Origin of the sequence: Pseudomonas sp. GD04019 (genome assembly GCF_029837695.1) — a bacterium.
GTDB lineage: Bacteria > Pseudomonadota > Gammaproteobacteria > Pseudomonadales > Pseudomonadaceae > Aquipseudomonas.
In genome coordinates this window covers 409,380-429,264 of sequence record NZ_JAOEEA010000001.1, presented here as the reverse complement: position 1 = coordinate 429,264, position 19,885 = coordinate 409,380, and the positions used below count along the sequence as shown (strand labels likewise).

At 66.1% G+C, this 19,885-nt stretch carries 15 protein-coding genes; 8 read left to right on the top strand and 7 right to left on the bottom strand.

What is annotated here, in order from left to right; translation table 11 throughout:
* Nucleotides 1–7: 7 nt before the first annotated feature.
* Nucleotides 8–3,148: an efflux RND transporter permease subunit gene (locus N7607_RS02005; RefSeq protein ID WP_279867053.1), complete on the top strand. Its 3,141-nt coding sequence runs from the start codon at nucleotides 8–10 to the stop codon at nucleotides 3,146–3,148.
* A gap of 89 nt (nucleotides 3,149–3,237) precedes the next feature.
* On the top strand, nucleotides 3,238–4,425 hold the full coding sequence (locus tag N7607_RS02000; protein WP_279867054.1) for a multidrug effflux MFS transporter: 1,188 nt from the start codon (nucleotides 3,238–3,240) through the stop codon (nucleotides 4,423–4,425).
* Between the two features lie 11 nt (nucleotides 4,426–4,436).
* Here N7607_RS02000 and N7607_RS01995 read toward each other — a convergent pair whose 3' ends face one another.
* The 3 genes from N7607_RS01995 to N7607_RS01985 form a co-directional block, all read right to left on the bottom strand.
* Nucleotides 4,437–4,625, bottom strand: a complete 189-nt coding sequence (locus N7607_RS01995) for a hypothetical protein (RefSeq protein ID WP_279867056.1) — start codon at nucleotides 4,623–4,625, stop codon at nucleotides 4,437–4,439.
* A 68-nt stretch (nucleotides 4,626–4,693) separates the two neighbouring features.
* On the bottom strand, nucleotides 4,694–8,563 hold the full coding sequence (locus tag N7607_RS01990; RefSeq protein ID WP_279867057.1) for a PAS domain S-box protein: 3,870 nt from the start codon (nucleotides 8,561–8,563) through the stop codon (nucleotides 4,694–4,696).
* A gap of 148 nt (nucleotides 8,564–8,711) precedes the next feature.
* Nucleotides 8,712–9,725: a zinc-binding alcohol dehydrogenase family protein gene (locus N7607_RS01985; protein ID WP_279867059.1), complete on the bottom strand. Its 1,014-nt coding sequence runs from the start codon at nucleotides 9,723–9,725 to the stop codon at nucleotides 8,712–8,714.
* Nucleotides 9,726–9,883: 158 nt separating this feature from the next.
* Between N7607_RS01985 and N7607_RS01980 the strand changes: the two genes are divergently transcribed.
* Genes N7607_RS01980 through N7607_RS01970 form a run of 3 tightly spaced genes read left to right on the top strand, consistent with a single transcriptional unit; the run spans nucleotide 9,884 to nucleotide 11,660 of the window.
* The gene (locus N7607_RS01980) at nucleotides 9,884–10,807 is read left to right on the top strand and encodes a LysR family transcriptional regulator (RefSeq protein ID WP_279867062.1); all 924 of its coding nucleotides are present in this window, start codon (nucleotides 9,884–9,886) and stop codon (nucleotides 10,805–10,807) included.
* Between the two features lie 55 nt (nucleotides 10,808–10,862).
* On the top strand, nucleotides 10,863–11,129 hold the full coding sequence (locus N7607_RS01975; RefSeq protein ID WP_279867064.1) for a PepSY domain-containing protein: 267 nt from the start codon (nucleotides 10,863–10,865) through the stop codon (nucleotides 11,127–11,129).
* Nucleotides 11,130–11,132: 3 nt separating this feature from the next.
* The gene (locus tag N7607_RS01970; RefSeq protein WP_279867067.1) at nucleotides 11,133–11,660 is read left to right on the top strand and encodes a cytochrome b/b6 domain-containing protein; all 528 of its coding nucleotides are present in this window, start codon (nucleotides 11,133–11,135) and stop codon (nucleotides 11,658–11,660) included.
* Between the two features lie 171 nt (nucleotides 11,661–11,831).
* On the opposite strand, the gene N7607_RS01965 is transcribed toward N7607_RS01970, so the two are convergent.
* From N7607_RS01965 to N7607_RS01955, 3 genes are all read right to left on the bottom strand, one after another.
* Complete coding sequence (locus N7607_RS01965) at nucleotides 11,832–12,494, bottom strand: TetR/AcrR family transcriptional regulator (RefSeq protein WP_279867069.1); 663 nt, start codon at nucleotides 12,492–12,494, stop codon at nucleotides 11,832–11,834.
* 223 nt (nucleotides 12,495–12,717) lie between these two features.
* Complete coding sequence (locus N7607_RS01960; protein ID WP_279867071.1) at nucleotides 12,718–13,122, bottom strand: hypothetical protein; 405 nt, start codon at nucleotides 13,120–13,122, stop codon at nucleotides 12,718–12,720.
* A gap of 21 nt (nucleotides 13,123–13,143) precedes the next feature.
* On the bottom strand, nucleotides 13,144–14,064 hold the full coding sequence (locus N7607_RS01955; RefSeq protein WP_279867073.1) for a LysR family transcriptional regulator: 921 nt from the start codon (nucleotides 14,062–14,064) through the stop codon (nucleotides 13,144–13,146).
* A gap of 109 nt (nucleotides 14,065–14,173) precedes the next feature.
* Here N7607_RS01955 and N7607_RS01950 point away from each other — a divergent pair, with 109 nt between their 5' ends.
* The 3 genes from N7607_RS01950 to N7607_RS01940 all read left to right on the top strand — a co-directional run bounded on the left by N7607_RS01950 (nucleotide 14,174) and on the right by N7607_RS01940 (nucleotide 18,418).
* Nucleotides 14,174–15,520: an aspartate aminotransferase family protein gene (locus N7607_RS01950; protein WP_279867074.1), complete on the top strand. Its 1,347-nt coding sequence runs from the start codon at nucleotides 14,174–14,176 to the stop codon at nucleotides 15,518–15,520.
* 143 nt (nucleotides 15,521–15,663) lie between these two features.
* Nucleotides 15,664–17,160 (top strand): CoA-acylating methylmalonate-semialdehyde dehydrogenase, encoded by a 1,497-nt coding sequence (locus N7607_RS01945; protein WP_279867075.1) that lies wholly within the window; start codon nucleotides 15,664–15,666, stop codon nucleotides 17,158–17,160.
* A gap of 487 nt (nucleotides 17,161–17,647) precedes the next feature.
* Nucleotides 17,648–18,418 (top strand): gamma-glutamyl-gamma-aminobutyrate hydrolase family protein, encoded by a 771-nt coding sequence (locus N7607_RS01940; protein WP_279867076.1) that lies wholly within the window; start codon nucleotides 17,648–17,650, stop codon nucleotides 18,416–18,418.
* A gap of 56 nt (nucleotides 18,419–18,474) precedes the next feature.
* Here the strand turns inward: N7607_RS01940 and N7607_RS01935 are convergent, their stop codons facing one another.
* Nucleotides 18,475–19,671 (bottom strand): hypothetical protein, encoded by a 1,197-nt coding sequence (locus N7607_RS01935; RefSeq protein WP_279867077.1) that lies wholly within the window; start codon nucleotides 19,669–19,671, stop codon nucleotides 18,475–18,477.
* Nucleotides 19,672–19,885 lie beyond the last annotated feature (214 nt).

Below are 19,885 nucleotides of genomic sequence, written 5' to 3'. Positions count from 1 at the left end.
CAGGCCCGTGATTTCCAGGTTCTTTATCGATCGACCGATCTTCGCGGCGGTGATTTCCATCGTCATCATCCTCGCCGGTCTCGCGGCCATGCGTGCGCTGCCGGTGGCCCAGTACCCCGAGATCCTGCCGCCGCAGGTATCGGTGACGGCGGCCTACCCGGGTGCCAGCTCGCAGGTCATCGCAGAGACCGTGGCCGCGCCGCTGGAGCAGGAGATCAACGGCGTCGAGGGCATGATCTACCAGCTGTCCAACTCCGACAGCAACGGCGCCATGAGCCTGACCGTGTACTTCGACGTCGGCACCGACCCGGACCAGGCCACCATCGACGTCAACAACCGGGTGCAGGCCGCGCTGGCCAAGCTGCCCGAGGAAGTGCGCCGGCAGGGTGTGAAGGTGGAGAAGAAGTCCTCCGACATCCTGCAGGTGGTGACCCTGTTCTCGCCGGACGATTCGCGCGACCCGATCTTCATCAGCAACTACGCGCTGATCAACGTGATCGACGAGCTCAAGCGCATCCATGGCGTCGGTGACGCCAGCCAGTTCGGCTCCAAGGACTACTCCATGCGCATCTGGCTGCGCCCGGACAAGCTGGCGCAGTACGACCTGACGCCAAGCGACGTGGTCAGCGCCATCCAGGAACAGAACTCGCAGTTCGCCGCCGGCAGCTTCGGCAAGGAACCGCTCAGCAACCCGCAGGACTTCACCTACACGGTGAGCACCAAGGGGCGCTTCACCACGCCGGAAGAGTTCGAGCAGGTAATCCTGCGTACCGACGCGACCGGTGCCAGCCTGTTGCTCAGCGATGTGGCGCGCGTCGAGCTGGGCGCCCAGGACTACTCCCTGGTCACCAGCCTCAACGGCAAGAAGAACGCGGCCTTCGGTATCTACTTGCAGCCCGGCGCCAACGCCCTGGATACCGCCGAGGCGGTGCGCACCACCATGGAACGCCTGGCCAAGCGCTTCCCCGAAGGCATCGCCTACAAGATTCCCTACGACACCACCAAGTTCGTCGAGGTCTCCATCGAGGAGGTGATCCACACCTTCATCGAGGCCCTGGTGCTGGTGATGCTGGTGGTGTTCATCTTCCTGCAGAACTGGCGGGCCACGCTGATCCCGGTGCTGGCCATTCCGGTGTCGCTGATCGGCACTTTCGCCGGCATGTACATGCTCGGCTTCTCGATCAACCTGCTGACCCTGTTCGGCATGGTGCTGGCCATCGGCATCGTGGTGGACGACGCCATCGTGGTGCTGGAGAACGTCGAGCGGGTGATGCGGACCGAGAAGCTCAGCCCGCGTGACGCGGCGATCAAGGCCATGGAGGAGGTGACGGGACCGATCGTCGCCATCGTCCTGGTGCTGTGCGCCGTATTCATCCCGGTCGGCTTCCTCGGCGGCCTGGCGGGGCAGATGTACAAGCAGTTCGCGATCACCATCGCGGTGTCGGTGGTGATCTCGGGCATCGTCGCCTTGACCCTGTCGCCGGCGCTCTGCGCCCTGATCCTCAAGTCCGAGCACAAGGAGCCGGCAGCGCCGTTCCGCTGGTTCAACAACGCCTTCGAGCGCTTCACCAACGGCTATACCGCTGGCGTGCGCTTCTTCCTCAAGCGCTCGCTGATCGGCGTGGCGCTGTTCGGCGGCATGATCGCCATCATGGTCGTGCTGTTCGGTCGAGTGCCGGGCTCGCTGGTGCCGGACGAAGACCAGGGCTATGTGATCAACGCCTACTTCCTGCCGCCGGCGGCCTCGCTGAGCCGCACCGACCAGGTCACCAGCGCGGTCAGCGAGGAGCTGATGCAGCACCCGGCGGTGGAGGACGTGGTGACCTTCGCCGGCTTCGACGTGCTCACCTTCGGTACCCGCAGCAACGCCGGGGTGTCGTTCATTCCCCTGAAGGACTGGAAGGAGCGCACCACAGAGGAACTGGATGCGCGCAACCTGCCGCAGCAGTTCATGGGCATGGGCGCCAAGCAGAAGGACGCCCTGGTGATGACCTTCAACCCGCCGCCCATCAGCGGCATGAGCACCACGGGCGGTTTCGAGGCCTATATCCAGGATCGCAGCGGCGGCTCCATCGATGAGCTCAGTGCGGTGGTGCAGAAGTTCATCGCCGCCGCGTCCAAGCGTCCGGAGCTGGCGGGGGTCAACAGCACCTTCCATGCCGACGTGCCGCAGTACTTCGTCGACCTCGACCGCACCAAGGCGCGTGCTCTGGGCGTGGCGATCAACGATGTGTTCACCGCCATGCAGGCGACCTTCGGCAGCTACTACGTCAACGACTTCAACCTGTATGGGCGCACCTGGCAGGTCAGCCTGCAGTCCGAGGCGGATTTCCGTCGCAATCCGGAAGACCTTAACCAGGTGTATGTGCGCTCCAGTGGCGGCGACCTGATTCCGCTGGCCTCGCTGGTGCGCGTGCAGCGCATCCTCGGGCCGGACTCCTACGCGCGCTTCAACGTCTACCCGGCGGCCAAGCTGCTCGGCGGGCCGGCGCCGGGCTACAGCTCCGGTCAGGCACTGGAGGCCATGCAGGAAGTGGCCGACGAGGTGCTCGGCGAGCAGTACAACCTGGCCTGGATCGGCTCCGCCTTCCAGGAACTGGCGACCCATGGCTCGGGCAGTACCGCGTTCATCTTCGGCCTGATCCTGGTGTTCCTGATCCTGGCCGCCCAGTACGAACGCTGGACGCTGCCGATGGCCGTGGTCACCGCCGTGCCCTTCGCGGTGTTCGGCGCGATCCTGGCGATCTGGATGCGTGGCCTGGCCAACGACGTGTACTTCCAGGTCGGCCTGGTGACCCTGATCGGCCTGGCGGCGAAGAACGCCATTCTGATCATCGAGTTCGCCGTGCTATGCCGCGAGGAGCAGAAGATGGGCATCTTCGAGGCGGCGATGGAGGCGGCCAAGCTGCGCTTCCGGCCAATCGTGATGACCTCGCTGGCCTTCATCCTCGGTTGCGTGCCGCTGGCCATCAGCACCGGCGCCGGCTCGGCCAGCCGTCACTCGATCGGTACCGGGGTAATCGGCGGCATGCTCGCCGCCACCCTGCTGGCGACTTTCCTGATCCCCATGTTCTACCTGCTGGTAGAGTCGCTGGCGGACAAGCTGGACAAGCGCAAGGCCAAGCACAAGGCGGTTGAGCAGCACTGACCTGCCGCGCGGGAGCCCAGGCTCCCGCCGTGCGTATTCCGGGCGGGGCGCCCTTCGTTTTCCGGGTAGTACCACGTCGTGGAGAACCGATGAATTTTCGCATCCTGCTCATACTGGGCACGCTCAGCGCCTTCGGGCCCATGGCCATCGATTTCTATTTGCCCAGCTTCCCGACCCTGGCGCGGGTGTTCGGCACCGATGTCGACCATGTGCAGATGTCGCTGGCCTCCTATTTCGCCGGCACCGCCCTGGGCCAGCTGATCTACGGCCCGCTGGCGGATCGCTTCGGCCGGCGCAAGCCGCTGCTCGCCGGGCTGGTGCTGTTCACCCTGGCCTCGCTGGCCTGCGCCCTGGCGCAGAGCCTGGAATGGCTTATCGTCGCGCGCTTCGTCCAGGCCCTGGGCGGCTGCGCCGGCATGGTCATCTCGCGGGCGGTGGTGCGAGACCTGTGCGACCCGCTGGCCTCGGCCAAGGTGTTCTCCAAGCTGATGCTGGTGATGGGCGTGGCGCCGATCCTTGCGCCGCTGGGCGGTGGCGTGCTGCTGCAGCTGTTCGGCTGGCAGTCGATCTTCCTCGGCCTGGTGCTGTTCAGCGCCCTGTGCCTGGCAGCCGTGCTGCTGTGGCTGCCGGAGACCCGCTCGGCGCAGTTTCCCGTGCAGCCGCTGGGCGGGGCGCTGGGGCGCTACTCGGTGCTGCTGCGTGACCGCCTGCTGATCGGCTACGGGCTGACTGGCGGGGTGGCCATGGCCGGCATGTTCGCCTACATCTCCGGCTCGCCGTTCGTGTTCATCGACCTCTATGGCGTGCCCGCCGAACACTACGGCTGGCTGTTCGGCGCCAACGCCGCCGGCTTCATCCTCACCGCCCAGCTCAACGGCTGGCTGCTGCGCCACCACGGCCCCGGCTACTGGCTCAAGCGCACGGTGTGGATCTACTGCGCCGCGACGCTGGCGCTGCTGGCGGTGGCCATGGCCCGACCGGCGGAGCTATGGCCGTTGCTGATCCCGCTGTTCATCACCACCGCCAGCCTGTCCTGCGTGCTGCCCAATGCCACGGCCTGCGCCATGGCCGGGCAGGGCGCCCATGCCGGCAGCGCCTCGGCGCTGATCGGCTCGCTGCAGTTCACCGTGGCGGCGGGTGCGTCCGGGCTGGTGGGCGCGCTGCACGACGGCAGCGCTCGGCCGATGGCGCTGGTCATCGCCGTGTGCGGCATCATCACCCTGACCCTGGGGCTGCTCACCGCGCGGCATGCGCGGCGTCACGCGCTGGAGTTCTGAACGGCGCTCGCTCAGCTGGCGCTGCGCACCTCGGCGAGGCCGCGCCCGGGCAGTGGGTGCGGAGCCTTGAGGCGGGCCTGCAGCACGCGAACGAAGTCGCGGGCCTCGGCCTCGCTGCGGAAGCTGACGCCATGCTGGTCCAGGCTGACCTGCCAGCGGGCGCCTTCGGCGGTCGTTACCTGACGAATCTGGATGTTCATCGCAGACCTCCACGAGGACGTTGAGGGCTGCAGTGTAGACCCGTGCCGTTGCGATTCCCTGACCTGGGTCAACCGACCGACTGATGGTCGCTGCGCAGCCAGTGGGCCAGCTGCACGGCGCTCAGCGGGCGGCTGAACAGGTAGCCCTGGCACTGCTCGCAGCCCAGTTGGCGCAGGGCCTGCAGCTGTTCGGTGGTCTCCACGCCCTCGGCCAGCACGCAGAGTTTGAGGTTGCGCGCCAGGCCGACGATGGTGGCGACGATTTCCAGGTTGGCCTGGTCCTCGGGCACGCCGCGCATGAAGCTCTGGTCGATCTTCAGCTTGTCCAGGGGGAAGCGCCGCAGGTAGGCCAGCGACGAGTAGCCGGTGCCGAAGTCGTCGATCGCCAGCTTCAGCCCCAGCTCCTTGAGCGCGGCCAGGGTGGCCTGGGTCTGCTCGACGTTCTCGATCAGCGCGCCCTCGGTGATCTCCAGTTCCAGGTGCTCGGCCGGCAGGCCGCTGTCGTGCAGGGCGTCGCGCACCTGCTTGACCAAGTCGGCCTGGCGGAACTGACGTGGCGACAGGTTGACCGCCAGGGTATGCAGGCCCAGGCCCTGCTGGCGCCAGAACTGCATCTGCCGGCAGGCCTCGCGCAGCACCCAGTTGCCGATCGGCACGATCAGCCCGGTGTCCTCGGCCAGGGGGATGAACTGCGCCGGGGAAATCATGCCGGCACTGCTGTTCCAGCGCAGCAGCGCCTCCACCCCGACCGGATGGCCGTCGTGGCCGCGCACCAGGGGCTGGTAGTGGAGGATGAACTCGCTGCGCTTGAGCGCCTGGCGCAGCTGGCCTTCCAGGGTCAGGCGGGTATGCGCCTGGTGGGTCAGGCCCTGGGTGTAGAAGCGGAAGGTGTTGCGACCTTCCTGCTTGGCCTGGTGCAGGGCGCTGTCGGCATTGCGCAGCAGGTCGTCGCTGTTCTGCCCGTCGTCCGGATAGAGGCTGATGCCGATGCTGGCGCCCAGGTAGGCCTCGCGGCCGTTGCCCAGCGGCAGCGGGCGCTCCAGCAGCTCGATCAGGGTGCGGGCGATGCCGGCCGCCTCCTCGGGGCGCTGCAGGTTCTCCAGCACCACCAGGAACTCGTCGCTGCTCAGTCGCGCCAGGGTGTCTTCGTTGCGCAGGCGCTGCTGCAGGCGCCGCGCCACGGCTACCAGCAGTTCGTCGCCGACCTTATGGCCGAGGCTCTCGTTGATGGTCTTGAAGTTGTCCAGGTCGAAGTACAGCACCGCCACCCGCTCCTCATGACGCTGGGCGTGCTCCAGGGCGTGACCGAGGCGCTCCATGGCATAGAGGCGGTTGGGCAGGTCGGTGAGGGTGTCGAAGTGCGCCAGGTGGGCCAGGCGCTCCTGGCTGTCGCGGTACTGGCTGAGGTCGGTGAAGGTCAGCACGTACTGCGGCTGCTGCGGGTCGCAGTCACGCACCCGGCTGACGGTGAGCCAGAAGGGGAAGCGCGAGCCATCCTGGCGGCGGCTGTTCATCTCGCCCTGCCAGTGCCCGCTGTCCTGCACCTTGCGCCACAGGGTGCGGTAGCGCGCGCGCTCCAGGCTGTTGCCCGGCAGCAGCGGCAGGCGCTGGCCGAGGGCGTCCTCGGGGCTGAGCCCGGTGATGGCGCTGAAGGCCGGGTTGCTGGTGAGGATGCGCCGCCGCGCATCGACTATCACCACCGCCTCCTGGGTGCTTTCGAACACGGTGGCGGCCTGGCGCAGGGCGAGCTCCTGCTGCTTGCGTACACCGATGTCCTCGACCACCGAGATGAAGTAGTGCGGCTCGCCGTTGGTGTGGCGCACCAGGGTGGCACTGAGGTTGGCCCAGAGCACCCTGCCATCGCGGCGCAGGTAGCGCTTCTCCATTGTCAGGCGCTGGATCTCGCCGGCCAGCAGCTGGCTGGTCAGGCCCAGATCCTTGTCCAGATCGTCGGGGTGGGTGATGTCCTGGAAGGTCAGCGCGAGCAGCTCCTCGCGGCCGTAGTCGAGCATCTGGCACAGGCGCTGGTTGACCCGCAGCCAGCGGCCGTCCGGCGCCAGGTGGGCGATGCCGACCGCCGCCTGCTCGAAGGTTGCACGGAAGCGCAGCTCGCTCTGCAGGCGCTCGGCATCGCGCTGCTGCTGGCGCACGGCGATGCCGGCCAGGCGGGTGAACTCGGTGACCAGCTCGATATCCTCGCGGCTCGGTCGCATCTGCCGCCGGTAGTAGATGCCGAACACGCCGAGCACCTGCTGCTGGTCGTTCTTGAACGGCAGCGACCAGCAGGCGCTCAATCCGGCCAGCCGCGCCGGGTCACGGAACTCGACCCAGTTGGGATGGCTGCGGATGTCCTCGACTATGGTCAGCTCGCCGCTGGCGGCGGCATGGCCGCAGCTGCCCAGGTCGAGCTGCACCGGCATGCCGTCCACCGTGGCGGCGTAGCTGGCCGGCAGGCTGGGCGCGGCCAGCAGGCGCAGCACGCCATCGTCCAGGCGCAGGATGGACACCAGCATCTCCGGGCTGATGCGCTCCAGGCGCAGGGCCATGTCGCTCAGGCTCTCCTGCAGCGGGCGCTGCGCCAGCATGCGATCGAGCACCGCGTTGCGCGCCTCCTGCAGGGCCTGGGTATGGCGCCGCTCGTGGATGTCGCTGAGGCTGCCGCGCAGACCCAGGCCGTGTTGCGGGCCGGCGGCCAGGCGCAGCGATACCCAGTGCGGGCGGCCGCCAGCGTCGCGCAGGCGCAGCTCGCCGAGCCAGCTGCTCCGCTGGTGGGCGATGACGGCGGCGATGTGTTGCGCGGCCGACTCGCGCTGGTCGTCGTCGATGAAGTCCAGCAGCGGGCGGCCCACGCTCTCGCGGATGCTGTAGCCGGTGATGGTCTGCCAGGCCGGGTTGACGAAGGTCAGGCGGCCGCCGCTGTCGGTGAGGAAGATCGCCTCGTGCAGCTGCTCCACCAGCTCGCGGTAGCGCGCCTCGCTGGCCTCCAGTTCCTGGTGCGCGCTCTTCTGCTGGCCCAGGTCGATATCGACGCAGTACAGCTCCACCTGGTTGCGTGTGTTGCGCAGGATCAGGTGGCTGGAATAGACGTGCACCTCGCTGCCGTCGCGGTGCTGCAGGGTCAGTTCGGCGGCGGGGATGGCGGGGCCGCCGATCATCCAGCTCTGGATGTCGCTGGCCACCTGCTCGCGCATCGGCGGCGGGATGATCAGGTCCTCCAGGCGCCGGCCCATGGCCTCGGCCACGTCGTAGCCATACAGCTGGGTGCTGGCCTGGTTCCAGAAAATCACCCGGCGCTCGCGGTCGTAGCCTTGCACGGCGATGCGCGGGGTCTGCTCGAACAGCTGGCGGAAGCGTTGCTCGCTCTCGCGCAGGGCCAGTTCGTCGCGCTTCTGCCCGCTGACATTCTGCACGCTGCCGTGGGCGCCACCGTCGCCATGGCGGCCGCGCAGCATCAGCCACACCGGCGCATCGCTGGTGGGACGGTTCAGGCGCACGTTGATCAGCAGCGGCTCGCCATCGTCCAGCAGCGCCTGCAGGGCGCGCTGGGCGGCGTTGCGGTCGGCCGGGTAGAGCCAGCTCAGCAGATCGTCCAGGCTGCTGCGGGCATCCGCTTCCGGGCGCTCGAGCAGTTGCAGGGCCTCGCTGGACCAGTGCAGGTGGTCGCCATCCTGCTGCCAGGTGCCGAGGCCCGCCTCGCCCTGGGCCTGGCGCAGCTTGCGGGCGTGCTCGCGCAGATCGCGCTCCAGCTGCTGCTGGGCGTTCTGCTCGAAGCGGTACAGCAACAGGATCAGCAGGCTGCTGAGGGCGGCGAAAACCAGGCCCTTGGCGGTCTGCAGTCCGGCCTGGGTGGCGCCGTCCAGTTCCAGCGTCTGCAACAGCAGATCACCGAGGACGATCCAGGCAACGCTGAACAACAGGTAGAGGCCGGCCACGCGCATTGGCCGGTTGATCCTGGGTCGCATCCTGAACCCTCAGCAGTCACGGCGGAGAAGGCCCGGACCACCGCTGAAGAGTCCGGGTCCATTGCAGTCTAGCCGCTGCGCCGTGAGCTGCCGCCTCGCGTCCGTGCGACCTGGCGGGCGGTGCTCAGAAGCCTTCGAGGACGATCTTGCCGCGCGCCTTGCCGCTCTCCAGCAGCGCGTGGGCGCGGCGCAGGTTGGCCGCATTGATGTTGCCGAAGTGCTCGCCGAGGGTGGTCTTCAGCACGCCGTCGTCGATCAGTTGGCTGACCCGGTTGAGCAGGCGGTGCTGCTCGACCATGTCGTCGGTCTGGAACAGCGAGCGGGTGTACATGAACTCCCAGTGCAGCGACAGGCTCTTGCGCTTGAGCTTGACCACGTCGAGTTGCGCCGGGTCGTCGATCAGCGCCAGCTTGCCCTGGGGCGCCAGGGCCTCGATCAGCTGGTCGAGATGCTGGTCGGTGTGGGTCAGGCTGGCGACCATGCCGACCTGCTCGATGCCCAGCGCCTTGAGTTGCGGCAGCAGCGGCTGGCCGTGGTCGATCACGTGGTGGGCGCCCAGCTCGCGTACCCAGTCCTGGGTCTCGGCGCGCGAGGCGGTGCCGATCACGGTCAGCCCGGTGAGCTGACGCGCCAGTTGCACCAGAATCGAGCCGACACCACCGGCGGCGCCGATCACCAGCAGGCTGTCACGGCTGTCGCCCTTGCCCTCGCGCACGCCGAGGCGTTCGAACAGCAGCTCCCAGGCGGTGATGGCGGTCAGCGGCAGGGCGGCGGCGCGGGCGAAGTCCAGCGAGCCGGGCATGCGCCCGACGATGCGCTCGTCCACCACGTGCAGCTCGCTATTGCCGCCGGCGCGGTCGATGGCGCCGGCATAGAACACCCGGTCGCCGGGGCGGAACTGCTTGACCTCGTCACCCACCGCCACCACCACGCCGGCCACGTCCCAGCCCAGCACCTTGGCCTGGCCGGCCTCGGGCGAGACGTTGCGGCGGATCTTGGTATCCACCGGATTCACCGAGATGGCCCGCACTTCCACCAGCAGGTCGCGCGGGCCGGGTTGCGGCGCGGGCAGCTCGACGTCGAGCAGCGCCTCGGCGTGGTCGATGGGGTGGGACTGGTAGTAGGCGATGGCTTTCATGCGGCGTGATCCTCGAAGGGGCGCAATGGCGAAGTCGATGTTCCAGCTTAGTCGGCGTGCCGGCTGGCGTTGGGCGCATGTTCGGTTAATTGTCTGGCGAGAAAAACCGGGCTGCCATAGAGTCTCTTTCAATTCAACTTTGAAAATGGAGCCGCATCATGCTGCGCTTCGACGATCTCGCCCTGTTCGTGCGCACCGCCGAGTTGGGTAGCCTGTCCGCCGCCGCCCGCGAGCTGGACTGCTCGCCAGCCGTGGCCAGCGCCGCGCTCAAGCGTCTGGAAGCGCAGCTGCAGGCGCGCCTGTTGCTGCGCTCCACGCGCAGCCTGCGCCTGACCGCCGAGGGCGAGCAGTACCTGGCCCATGCCCGCGCCGCGTTGCTCAGCCTGGAGAGCGGGCGCCAGCAGCTGGCCGGGGCCAAGGCCGAGATCAGCGGCGTGCTGCAGATCGCCGCGCCGTCCGACTTCGGCCGCAACGCGCTGCTGCCCTGGCTCGACCAGTTCCAGGCCGAGCGCCCGCAGCTGTCGCTGCGCCTGCTGCTCAGCGACCGCAATGCCGACCTGTTCCGCCAGCCGGTGGACATCGCCCTGCGCTATGGCGAGCCGGAGGACTCCAGCCTGGTGGCGCTGCCGGTGGCCGCGGACAACCGCCGCGTGTTGTGCGGTGCGCCGGCCTACTTCGCCCGCCACGGCAAGCCGCGCGTGCCCGCGGAGCTGCACCGGCACAACTGCCTCCTGTACATGCTCGGCGGCCGCGTGCACGAGCGCTGGAGCTTCGTCGCCGGCAAGCAGCGCGAGGCGCTGACGGTGAGCGGCAACCGGGTCAGCGACGATGCCGACGTGGTGCGGCGCTGGGCCGTGGCGGGGCAGGGGCTGGTGTACAAGTCCTGGCTGGACGTGGCGGACGATGTGCAGGCCGGGCGCCTGCAGGTGGCGCTGGGCGACTGGCAGGGCGAGCCGACGCCGCTCAACCTGATCTGCGCCCACCGCGACCAGCTCAGCGGGCCGGTGCGTCTGCTGCGTGAGTTCCTCCAGCAGCGCTGTGCGCAGCTGCTGGCACGGGCGCCCTGGCGAGCTGCCGTCTAAGCTGAGCTGCGCCGGCGCCGCCGGCACCCGTCGCCACATCACAAGGAACAGACCCATGCGCAAATTGCTACTGCTTTCCCTCGTCCTGGCCAGCCCACTGGCCCTCGCCGGCCCGCAATGCACCACCGCCGACAAGGCCCAGTGGCAGGACCAGGCCAAGTTCCAGGACGACCTCAAGACCCAGGGCTACGAGATCAAGAAGTTCAAGGTCACCGATGGCAACTGCTACGAGATCTACGGCTGGAACAAGGACAAGCAGAAGGTCGAGATCTACTTCGACCCGGTGTCCGGCAACGCGGTGAAGACCGAGATCGAGGACTGACCGGTGAGCCGGGAAACCCTGCAGCTGTGGGACCCGCTGGTGCGCCTGTGCCACTGGTCCCTGGCCGGCGCCTTCATCGCCAACTACTGGTTCACCGAGGAGGGCGATGACTGGCACCGCTGGCTCGGCTACTACGCGGTGGCCTGGTTGGCGGTGCGCCTGGTCTGGGGTTTCACCGGCCCGAGCGCGGCGCGCTGGGCCGACTTCTGGCCGACCCCGACGCGCCTGCGCGAACACTGTTCGGCGCTGATCCAGCGACGCCCCTATCACCGTCTTGGCCATTCGCCGATCGGCGCGCTGGTGATGGTGCTGATGATGCTGTTGCTGCTCGGCCTCGGGGTGACCGGCTTCCTGATGGAGGAGGTGGACCACTTCTGGGGCGAGGACCTGCCGCTGCAGATCCATGACTGCTTCGCCAACGCCTTGCTGGCGCTGGTCTGCGTGCACCTGCTGGCGGCGCTGGTGGAGAGCCTGCGCCTGCGCGAGAACCTGCCGCTGTCGATGATCACCGGGCGCCGCCGCCGGCTCTAGGCCGGTTGCAATCCGGGGCGAGAAACCTATCCCAGATCGCATCCGGGCTACATGACTGGCAAACCAGGATGTAGGGTGGATGACGCTCTGTTCATCCACCATGGCCCCGCTCGGTGGATCGGTGCAGCGTGATCCACCCTACGTATCCATGCCGGCGTGATCGTTAGCGAATCAGCCGCGTGCCGGTGGCGTCAGGCCGCAGCCCTTGAGGATGATGCGCTCGAGGTTGTCGGCGGCGTCCTCGAAGTCGACCTTCTTCAGGCTGCTCTTGCCGGTGAACAGGCAGATCTGGCTGGCGAAGTCGGCGTAGTGCTGGGTGCTGCCCCACAGCAGGAAGATCAGGTTGGCCGGGTCGATCGGGTCCATCTTGCCGGCATCGATCCAGGCCTGGATCACCTCGACGCGACCGCGGAACCAGTCGCGCGAGTCCTGGTTGTAGTAGGTGACCAGGTGCTGGCCGCCGCTGATCACTTCCATGGCGAAGATGCGCGAGGCCAGCGGCTGGGTGCGCGAGAACTCGACCTTGGCGCGGATGTAGCGGCTCAGGGCAACGGCCGGGTCGTCGTCCACCGTCATGCTGTCGAGAGTCTTTTCCCACTGGCAGAGGATGTTGCCGAGCACCGCGACATACAGGCCCTGCTTGCTGCTGAAGTAGTAGTGCAGGTTGGCCTTGGGCAGCCCCACCGCCTGGGCGATGCTGTTCATGCTGGTGCCTTTGTAGCCGTGGCGGGCGAACTCCACTTCGGCGGCGGCGATGATGGCGTTTTCGTTCTTCTGGCGGATGCGGCCGGCGGGTTTGCCGGTGCCGGTAGCAGGGGCGGGGGCTGCAGGCATCGAGAGGGTCCGTACTGATGATCGGTTTTGTGTGCGAACTGATACCGCAGGGCGGGTCACGAAACAACCCTCAGGCGTCAAAAACGTGTGTTGTTCAGACGAAGCCCGCGTTTGGCTCGGTAAAACCCCCTAGGAAGCGCCAGAAAAGCGTCATTTTGGTGCATCTTGCGGCTGCTGGAAAAATGGCGATGGCCTTAGTGGTACGGGCGTTCCAGCTGTTCTGTCAGGTGTTGTCGCCGGTCGTGGCATGGTCGGTCGAGACATGGATGCGCAACCCGTCGGCGCCGCGAGCCAGGTTGTAGGATTCGCGCCAGGCGCCGATCACTGCGCCGCTGCTATCCAGCAACTCCCAGCTCACGCTCGCCAGCACGGCGGCGCAGCCGAGCGGCGTGATCTCCAGGCTGTGGAAGCGACAGCTGCGGCAGCCCTGAGCGTAGTAGTCGTCGACTATGCCCTGGAAGTAGTCGCCGATGTCAGCGGCTGTACTGAACAGGCGCGGCTCGCCGGCGGCGTTCAACGCCAGATAGGGCACACCGTAGCGGCGGGCGATCAGCGCGCCGTCGAATTCGGCGAAGGCCGCGACGAAGTCCTCGAAGAAGCGCCGTACCTCGTCCTGCAGTGCATCCATCGCGTTTGCTCCTTGGTGGTTTCAGCTGGTGCCGGCCAGCGCCTCGAGGAAGGTCTCCAGCACCAGTTGCGGCCGGCGGCCCTTGCGGGTCACCGAGGCCATGGTCAGATCGTAGAAGCGAGTGGTCGGCTTGAGTACCCGCAGGCGGCCCTGCTGCACCCACTGCTGGGCGTAGTGGTCCGGCAGATAGCCGATGTAGCGTCCGGTCAGCAGGAGGAAGGCCATGCCCTCGCGATCCGAGGCGCTGGCCGTGCAGTTGAGCACCTGGTACTGGGTCTGGATTTCCGGCGGCAGGCGGAAGGTCGGGGCGATGGCGTCCTGGGCGTTGAGGCGGGTGTCGGACAGCTGGTTGTCGTCCACATAGAACAGCGGATGGCCCACCGCGCAATACAGCTGCGAGCGCTCGCCATACAGCGGCTGGTACTCCAGGCCGGACAGCGCGTGGCTCTGCGGCACCACGCCGACATGCAGGCTGCCGTCCAGCACGCCCTGTTCCACTTCGCTCGGCGGCGTCATGCGGATCTGGATGCGCACCTCCGGGCCCAGCTCCTTGAGCCGCGCCAGGGCATGGGTGATGCGCATGTGCGGCACGGTCACCAGGTTGTCGGTCAGGCCGATATGCAGCTCGCCGCGCAGCTCGCGGTGCAGGCCGTTGACCCCGTTGCGGAAGCTCTCCAGTGCGCCGAATAGCTGCAGCGACGACTGATACACCTCGCGGCCTTCCTCGGTCAGGGCGAAGCCGGCACGGCCGCGCTGGCACAGGCGCAGGCCCAGGCGCTGCTCCAGGTCGCTCATCTGCTGGCTGATGGCCGAACGGCCGATGCCCAGCACGCTCTCGGCGGCGGAGAAGCCGCCGCACTCGACCACGCTGCGGAACAGGCGCAGCAGGCGGATCTCGAAGTCGCTGACCTGGGCCAGCGGGTCTGCGCGGCGATTACTCATTGTTTAGTTATCACTGAACTTAAAGTGCGAAGAATTGGATTTTCGTGACTTTATGCCCGTGGCACCTTGCATGGCAACAAGACAACCAGTGCCGCTCTGGAGAGCCACGATGAACATGCCGCAGTCTGCCACCCCGTCCCTGGCCAGCCAGCTCAAGCTGGACGCCCACTGGATGCCCTTCTCCGCCAACCGCAATTTCAAGCGCGACCCGCGCCTGATCGTGGCCGCCGAAGGCAACATCCTCATCGACGACCAGGGCCGCCGCGTGTTCGACAGTCTCTCCGGCCTGTGGACCTGTGGCGCCGGCCACTCGCGCCGCGAGATCCAGGAGGCCGTGGCCAAGCAGCTCGGCACCCTCGACTACTCGCCGGGCTTCCAGTACGGCCACGCGCTGTCGTTCAAGCTGGCCGAGAAGATCGCCGATCTGATGCCGGGCGAGCTCAACCACGTGTTCTTCACCGGCTCCGGCTCCGAGTGCGCCGACACCGCGGTGAAGATGGCCAAGGCCTACTGGCGCCTGAAGGGCCAACCGGCCAAGACCAAGTTCATCGGCCGCGCCCGTGGCTACCACGGCGTGAACATTGCCGGCACCGCCTTGGGCGGCATCGGTGGCAACCGCAAGATGTACGGCCAACTGATGGACGCCGACCACCTGCCGCATACCCTGCAGCCGGGCATGGCCTTCACCAGGGGCATGGCCGAAACCGGCGGCGTGGAGCTGGCCAACGAGTTGCTCAAGCTGATCGAGCTGCACGACGCCTCCAACATCGCCGCCGTCATCGTCGAGCCGCTGTCCGGTTCCGCCGGCGCGCTGATTCCGCCCAAGGGTTACCTGGAGCGCCTGCGCGAGATCTGCACCCAGCACAACATCCTGCTGATCTTCGACGAAGTGATCACCGGCTTTGGCCGCATGGGCAAGTGGAGCGGCGCGGAATACTTCGGCGTCACCCCGGACATCATCAACGCCGCCAAGCAGATCACCAACGGTGCCATCCCGCTGGGCGCGGTCGTGGCCTCCAAGGAGATCTACGACACCTTCATGCACCAGGCCATCCCTGAGCACATGATCGAATTCACCCACGGCTACACCTACTCGGCCCACCCGGTCGCCTGCGCCGCCGGCCTGGCCACCCTGGAGCTGCTGGAAAAAGACAACCTGATCCAGCAATCCGCCGCGCTGGCGCCGCACTTCGAGAACGTGCTGCACGGCCTCAAGGGCAGCCAGCACGTCATCGACATCCGCAACTGCGGCCTGGTCGGTGCCCTGCAACTGGCCCCGCGTGACGGCGACCCGACCATCCGCCCGTTCGAGGCCGGCATGGCCCTGTGGAAGGCCGGCTTCTACGTGCGCTTCGGCGGCGACACCCTGCAGTTCGGCCCGACCTTCAACACCAAGCCGGAAGAGCTGGACCGCCTGTTCAACGCCGTCGGCGACGTGCTGAACAAGCTCGACTGATGCATTGCCTCCCCTCTCCCATTCATGGGAGAGGGGCCGGGGGAGAGGGCGGCCGGCACATATAAGCCAAAGCCCCTCTCCCTAACCCTCTCCCGCAAGCGGGAGAGGGGACTACCCGAATTCAAACTGAGAGATTGCACCCCATGAGCACCGTCGCCCACTTCATCAATGGCGAAATCGTTCTGCGCAACGGCCGTACCGCCCAGGTCTTCAACCCGTCCATCGGCGAGCCGGTGCGTCAGGTCGAGCTGGCCGACCGCGCCACCATCCAGGCCGCCATCGACGCCGCCAAGGCCGCCTTCCCGGCCTGGCGCAACACCCCGCCGGCCAAGCGCGCCCAGGTCATGTTCCGCTTCAAGGTCCTGCTCGAAGAGCATAAGGACAAGATCGCCGCGATGATCAGCGAGGAGCACGGCAAGACCCTCGAAGACGCCGTCGGCGAACTGCAGCGCGGCATCGAGAACGTCGAGTACGCCTGCGGCGCCCCCGAGCTGCTGAAGGGCGAATACAACCGCAACGCCGGCCCGAACATCGACAGCTGGTCCGACCACCAGCCGCTGGGCGTGGTCGCCGGTATCACCCCGTTCAACTTCCCGGCCATGGTGCCGCTGTGGATGTATCCGCTGGCCATCGTCTGCGGCAACTGCTTCATCCTCAAGCCGTCCGAGCGCGACCCGAGCTCCACCCTGTTCATCGCCCAGCTGCTGCACGAAGCCGGCCTGCCCAAGGGCGTGATCGGCGTGATCAACGGCGACAAGGAAGCGGTGGACGCGCTGATCGAAGCGCCGGAAGTCAAAGCCATCAGCTTCGTCGGCTCCACGCCGATCGCCGAATACATCTACACCGAGGCCAACCGCCGCGGTAAGCGCGTACAGGCCCTGGGCGGCGCCAAGAACCACGCCGTGGTGCTGCCGGACGCCGACATCGACAACACCGTCAACGCCCTGATGGGCGCGGCCTACGGCTCCTGCGGCGAGCGCTGCATGGCCATCTCCGTGGTGGTGGCGGTGGGTGACCAGGTCGCCGATACCCTGGTGGCCAAGCTGACCCCGAAGATCACCGCGCTGAAGATCGGCGCCGGCACCTCCTGCGGCCTCGACATGGGCCCGCTGGTCACCGGCGCCGCGCGCGACAAGGTCAAGGGCTACATCGACGCCGGTGTGGCCCAGGGCGCCAAGCTGGTGGTGGATGGCCGCGGCCTGTCCCTGCCGGGCAACGAGGCAGGCTTCTTCGTCGGCGGCACCCTGTTCGACCACGTCACCCGCGAGATGAGCATCTACCAGGAAGAGATCTTCGGCCCGGTGCTGTGCATCGTCCGCGTCGGCAGCCTGGAAGACGCCATGCAGCTGATCAACGACCACGAATACGGCAACGGCACCTGCATCTTCACCCGCGACGGTGAGGCCGCACGCCTGTTCTGCGACGAGATCGAAGTCGGCATGGTCGGCGTCAACGTGCCGCTGCCGGTACCGGTGGCCTACCACAGCTTCGGCGGCTGGAAGCGCTCGCTGTTCGGCGACCTGCACGCCTACGGCCCGGACGGTGTGCGCTTCTACACCAAGCGCAAGACCATCACCCAGCGCTGGCCGCAGCGCGCCAGCCACGAGGCGGCGCAGTTCGCCTTCCCGAGCAATGGTTAAGCGCTAACCAGGGCTGGTCTTCGGACCGGCCCTTTTTGTGCAGCCCGGCTGGCGACAGTGGCCGGGCAGCGCGCTTTGCTCCCTCTCCCGTTCACGGGAGAGGGTTGGGGAGAGGGGCAGTCGAACAACGCCCTCTCCCCCAGCCCCTCTCCCACCAGTGGGAGAGGGGAGTAACCCTGCCGCGCGGGCGCGGCATTGGTGCAGTAACCCGCAGGCGCCCTGCCGGCGGGAAGCGGCACCCCTTGGGTGAGCGGGTTCACGGTTGTCGTGACCCGGTAGCCCGCTGTCCCAAGGGCAGCCCACTTCAATTAAATAGAACCGACTTAGGGTTGAGCGAGCTAGAGAAAAACAAGGCAAAAGCGGGCGAGGGCGCGGAGTTTACGCGCTGTAAATGAGCAGCCCGAGCCCGCTTTTAACGCAGTTTTTCCGACGCGCAGCCAGCCCTAATAGGTTCTCAGAAGAGGACACCCTTGCAATGAACAAACCCATGATTGGCCTTCCCCTGTGTCGCTGGCAGCTGACCGATCGCGACATCGGCTGGTTTCATCTGGTGGGCGAGAAATACATCCAGTCCGTCACCGGCTTCGGCGCCTTCCCGCTGATGATCCCGGCCTTCGGCGACGACCTGGACATGGAGACCGTGCTCGACAGCGTCTCCGGCATCATGTTCGGCGGCTCCCTGTCCAACGTGCACCCCAGCTACTACGGCGACGACCACCCCGGCCTGGGCCTGGCCGACAAACCCCGCGACGCCACCGTGCTGCGCCTGATGCGCGCCTGCATCGACCGTGGCATTCCCTTCCTTGGCATCTGCCGCGGCGTGCAGGAACTCAACGTGCTGTACGGCGGCACCCTGCACCGCGAAGTGCATAACGTGCCGGGCCGCCTCGACCACCGCGAAGTGAAGGACGTACCGGACAACGTGGCCTACGGCCCTATCCACAAGGTCGCCCTGACCGAGGGCGGCGTGCTGCACAGGCTGCTCGGCGAGCGCGAGATCAGCGTCAACTCGCTGCATGGACAGGGCATTGACCGGCTCGGTGAGGGGCTACAGGTCGAGGCCGTGTGTGAGGATGGGCAGATCGAGGCGGTCAGCGTGATTGGCGCCAAGGCGTTTGCTGTCGGTGTGCAGTGGCATCCGGAGTATCGCTATTGGGAGAAGGCCGATTACAACGCGCTGATTGGGGCGTTCCATGAGGCGGCGAGGGAGTATCAGGCGCACAAGCAGGCCAAGCGTCGTGAGACGGTGGAGGCCTGAGTGGCGCTGCGTTGTTGAGTGACAAGGGCCCGTCAAATGACGGGCTTTTTATTTCACTAGTCAGCATCCCTTAGTTGGGGTGACGTATATGGTTTCTTCCAAGTGAAACATTGAATGTCCCCGGCGGGCTGGTAAAAGATCACCCAGTTGCCACACACCTCAATGGTGTTGGCGGTGGTGCCGGCTGATGCCTGCCACACTTCGTCTCCTGTGTATTTGTCCCAAGCGCGTGGGCGGCGCTCCTCCAAGCCGAATACCAAGTCACCATCGGTATTGGCGGCAATCATGTCGCTTTTGCTTTCATGGCCCCACAACACTGAGCCGTCAACAGTAGATAAACAGAGTAGATATTTGGCGCCGCTCAGTATCAACGTGCTCTCTGAAGCGCTGATGAAGTGTGGGATGGCGGCGTTTTTGTATTTCAATCCAGTCAACAGCGCCTGCATGAAGTCAGTGTTGAAATAGGCGAACTCAGCGACGATGGAGAAACTTACCAGATCAATGATAAGTATATGGTTTCCGGCTAAGACATGAAGTCGGTCGCCACGCCGGGATACCGAGGCTGTGGGCTCGTCGTAGGCGAACTCGTAGTGCGCCAGCGGCACTTCAAGCTTCACCGTGCCCTCGGTAATTGAATACACGCAGAAGGTTGGTGCCGAGAGTCGTACTCCGTATATCAGACCATCAGCGCAGGGCATGAAGTATTGGATATCAATATCGGCGTGACCAATGATCTTGCCGTCTCGAACGATGTCCAGACCTTGGGTATAGTTGTTCCAGCCAAAGGCTCGATAAGTGTGTTTGCCGTGATAGACAAAGCGGCCGTCGATCGACCAGTTGGGATTGGCAGTTCCATCGTATTCGCTATATATACGCTCCCACTGATTTACATCAATCAGCTCTGGCTGCTCTCCGTATACATGCAGCAGGTTGCCGTGCAGAAACATTGGCCTCCAGCGTACTTCTGCTTCTTGGTCCAGTAGGGCCGGCTCGCTCTCCTCGTCGCCAGAGTAGTGCCGCAGGTCAAAGTCTTTGAAATAACGTTTTCCGGATTTAGTTCCGTACTGCACGTATAGATGGTCGTTGCCTAATGCGGCACATACAACACCGTCAAATTTCTGGGCAAAGCGAAAAGTCGCTTTTTTTGCTGGGATACCTACCGCCACAACATGCTCCTTTTGTCCGTAGGGCGTACCACGCTTAGTTTGTCCAATATCAGCGCTCACCGAAATTTCTATTAATTCTGAAATCACGTTTTTCGCCTTCCCGGCGAGTCACTTTCTCTTTGCTTGGGGATCGCCGCCCGGTGCAAAGAGAAAGTAACCAAAGAGAAAGCACACCCGACATCCGGGTCTCGCTACGCGAGACTCCCTTCGTTCCATCATTGCTCCAGGGACCCGCCGCGAAGGGCCATCTCTGGCCCATCGCGGCTCTCGCGGCATCCATGCCGCTCAACCCCTTACGCAA

Excerpts from the sequence above, each read along its gene's own strand:
- N7607_RS02000 (WP_279867054.1), top strand. The coding sequence starts at position 3,238 with ATGAATTTTCGCATCCTGCTCATACTGGGCACGCTCAGCGCCTTCGGG.
- N7607_RS01995 (WP_279867056.1), bottom strand. The coding sequence starts at position 4,625 with ATGAACATCCAGATTCGTCAGGTAACGACCGCCGAAGGCGCCCGCTGG.
- N7607_RS01990 (WP_279867057.1), bottom strand. The coding sequence starts at position 8,563 with ATGCGCGTGGCCGGCCTCTACCTGTTGTTCAGCGTTGCCTGGATCGTC.
- N7607_RS01985 (WP_279867059.1), bottom strand. The coding sequence starts at position 9,725 with ATGAAAGCCATCGCCTACTACCAGTCCCACCCCATCGACCACGCCGAG.
- N7607_RS01980 (WP_279867062.1), top strand. The coding sequence starts at position 9,884 with ATGCTGCGCTTCGACGATCTCGCCCTGTTCGTGCGCACCGCCGAGTTG.
- N7607_RS01975 (WP_279867064.1), top strand. The coding sequence starts at position 10,863 with ATGCGCAAATTGCTACTGCTTTCCCTCGTCCTGGCCAGCCCACTGGCC.
- N7607_RS01965 (WP_279867069.1), bottom strand. The coding sequence starts at position 12,494 with ATGCCTGCAGCCCCCGCCCCTGCTACCGGCACCGGCAAACCCGCCGGC.
- N7607_RS01960 (WP_279867071.1), bottom strand. The coding sequence starts at position 13,122 with ATGGATGCACTGCAGGACGAGGTACGGCGCTTCTTCGAGGACTTCGTC.
- N7607_RS01955 (WP_279867073.1), bottom strand. The coding sequence starts at position 14,064 with ATGAGTAATCGCCGCGCAGACCCGCTGGCCCAGGTCAGCGACTTCGAG.
- N7607_RS01950 (WP_279867074.1), top strand. The coding sequence starts at position 14,174 with ATGAACATGCCGCAGTCTGCCACCCCGTCCCTGGCCAGCCAGCTCAAG.
- N7607_RS01945 (WP_279867075.1), top strand. The coding sequence starts at position 15,664 with ATGAGCACCGTCGCCCACTTCATCAATGGCGAAATCGTTCTGCGCAAC.
- N7607_RS01940 (WP_279867076.1), top strand. The coding sequence starts at position 17,648 with ATGATTGGCCTTCCCCTGTGTCGCTGGCAGCTGACCGATCGCGACATC.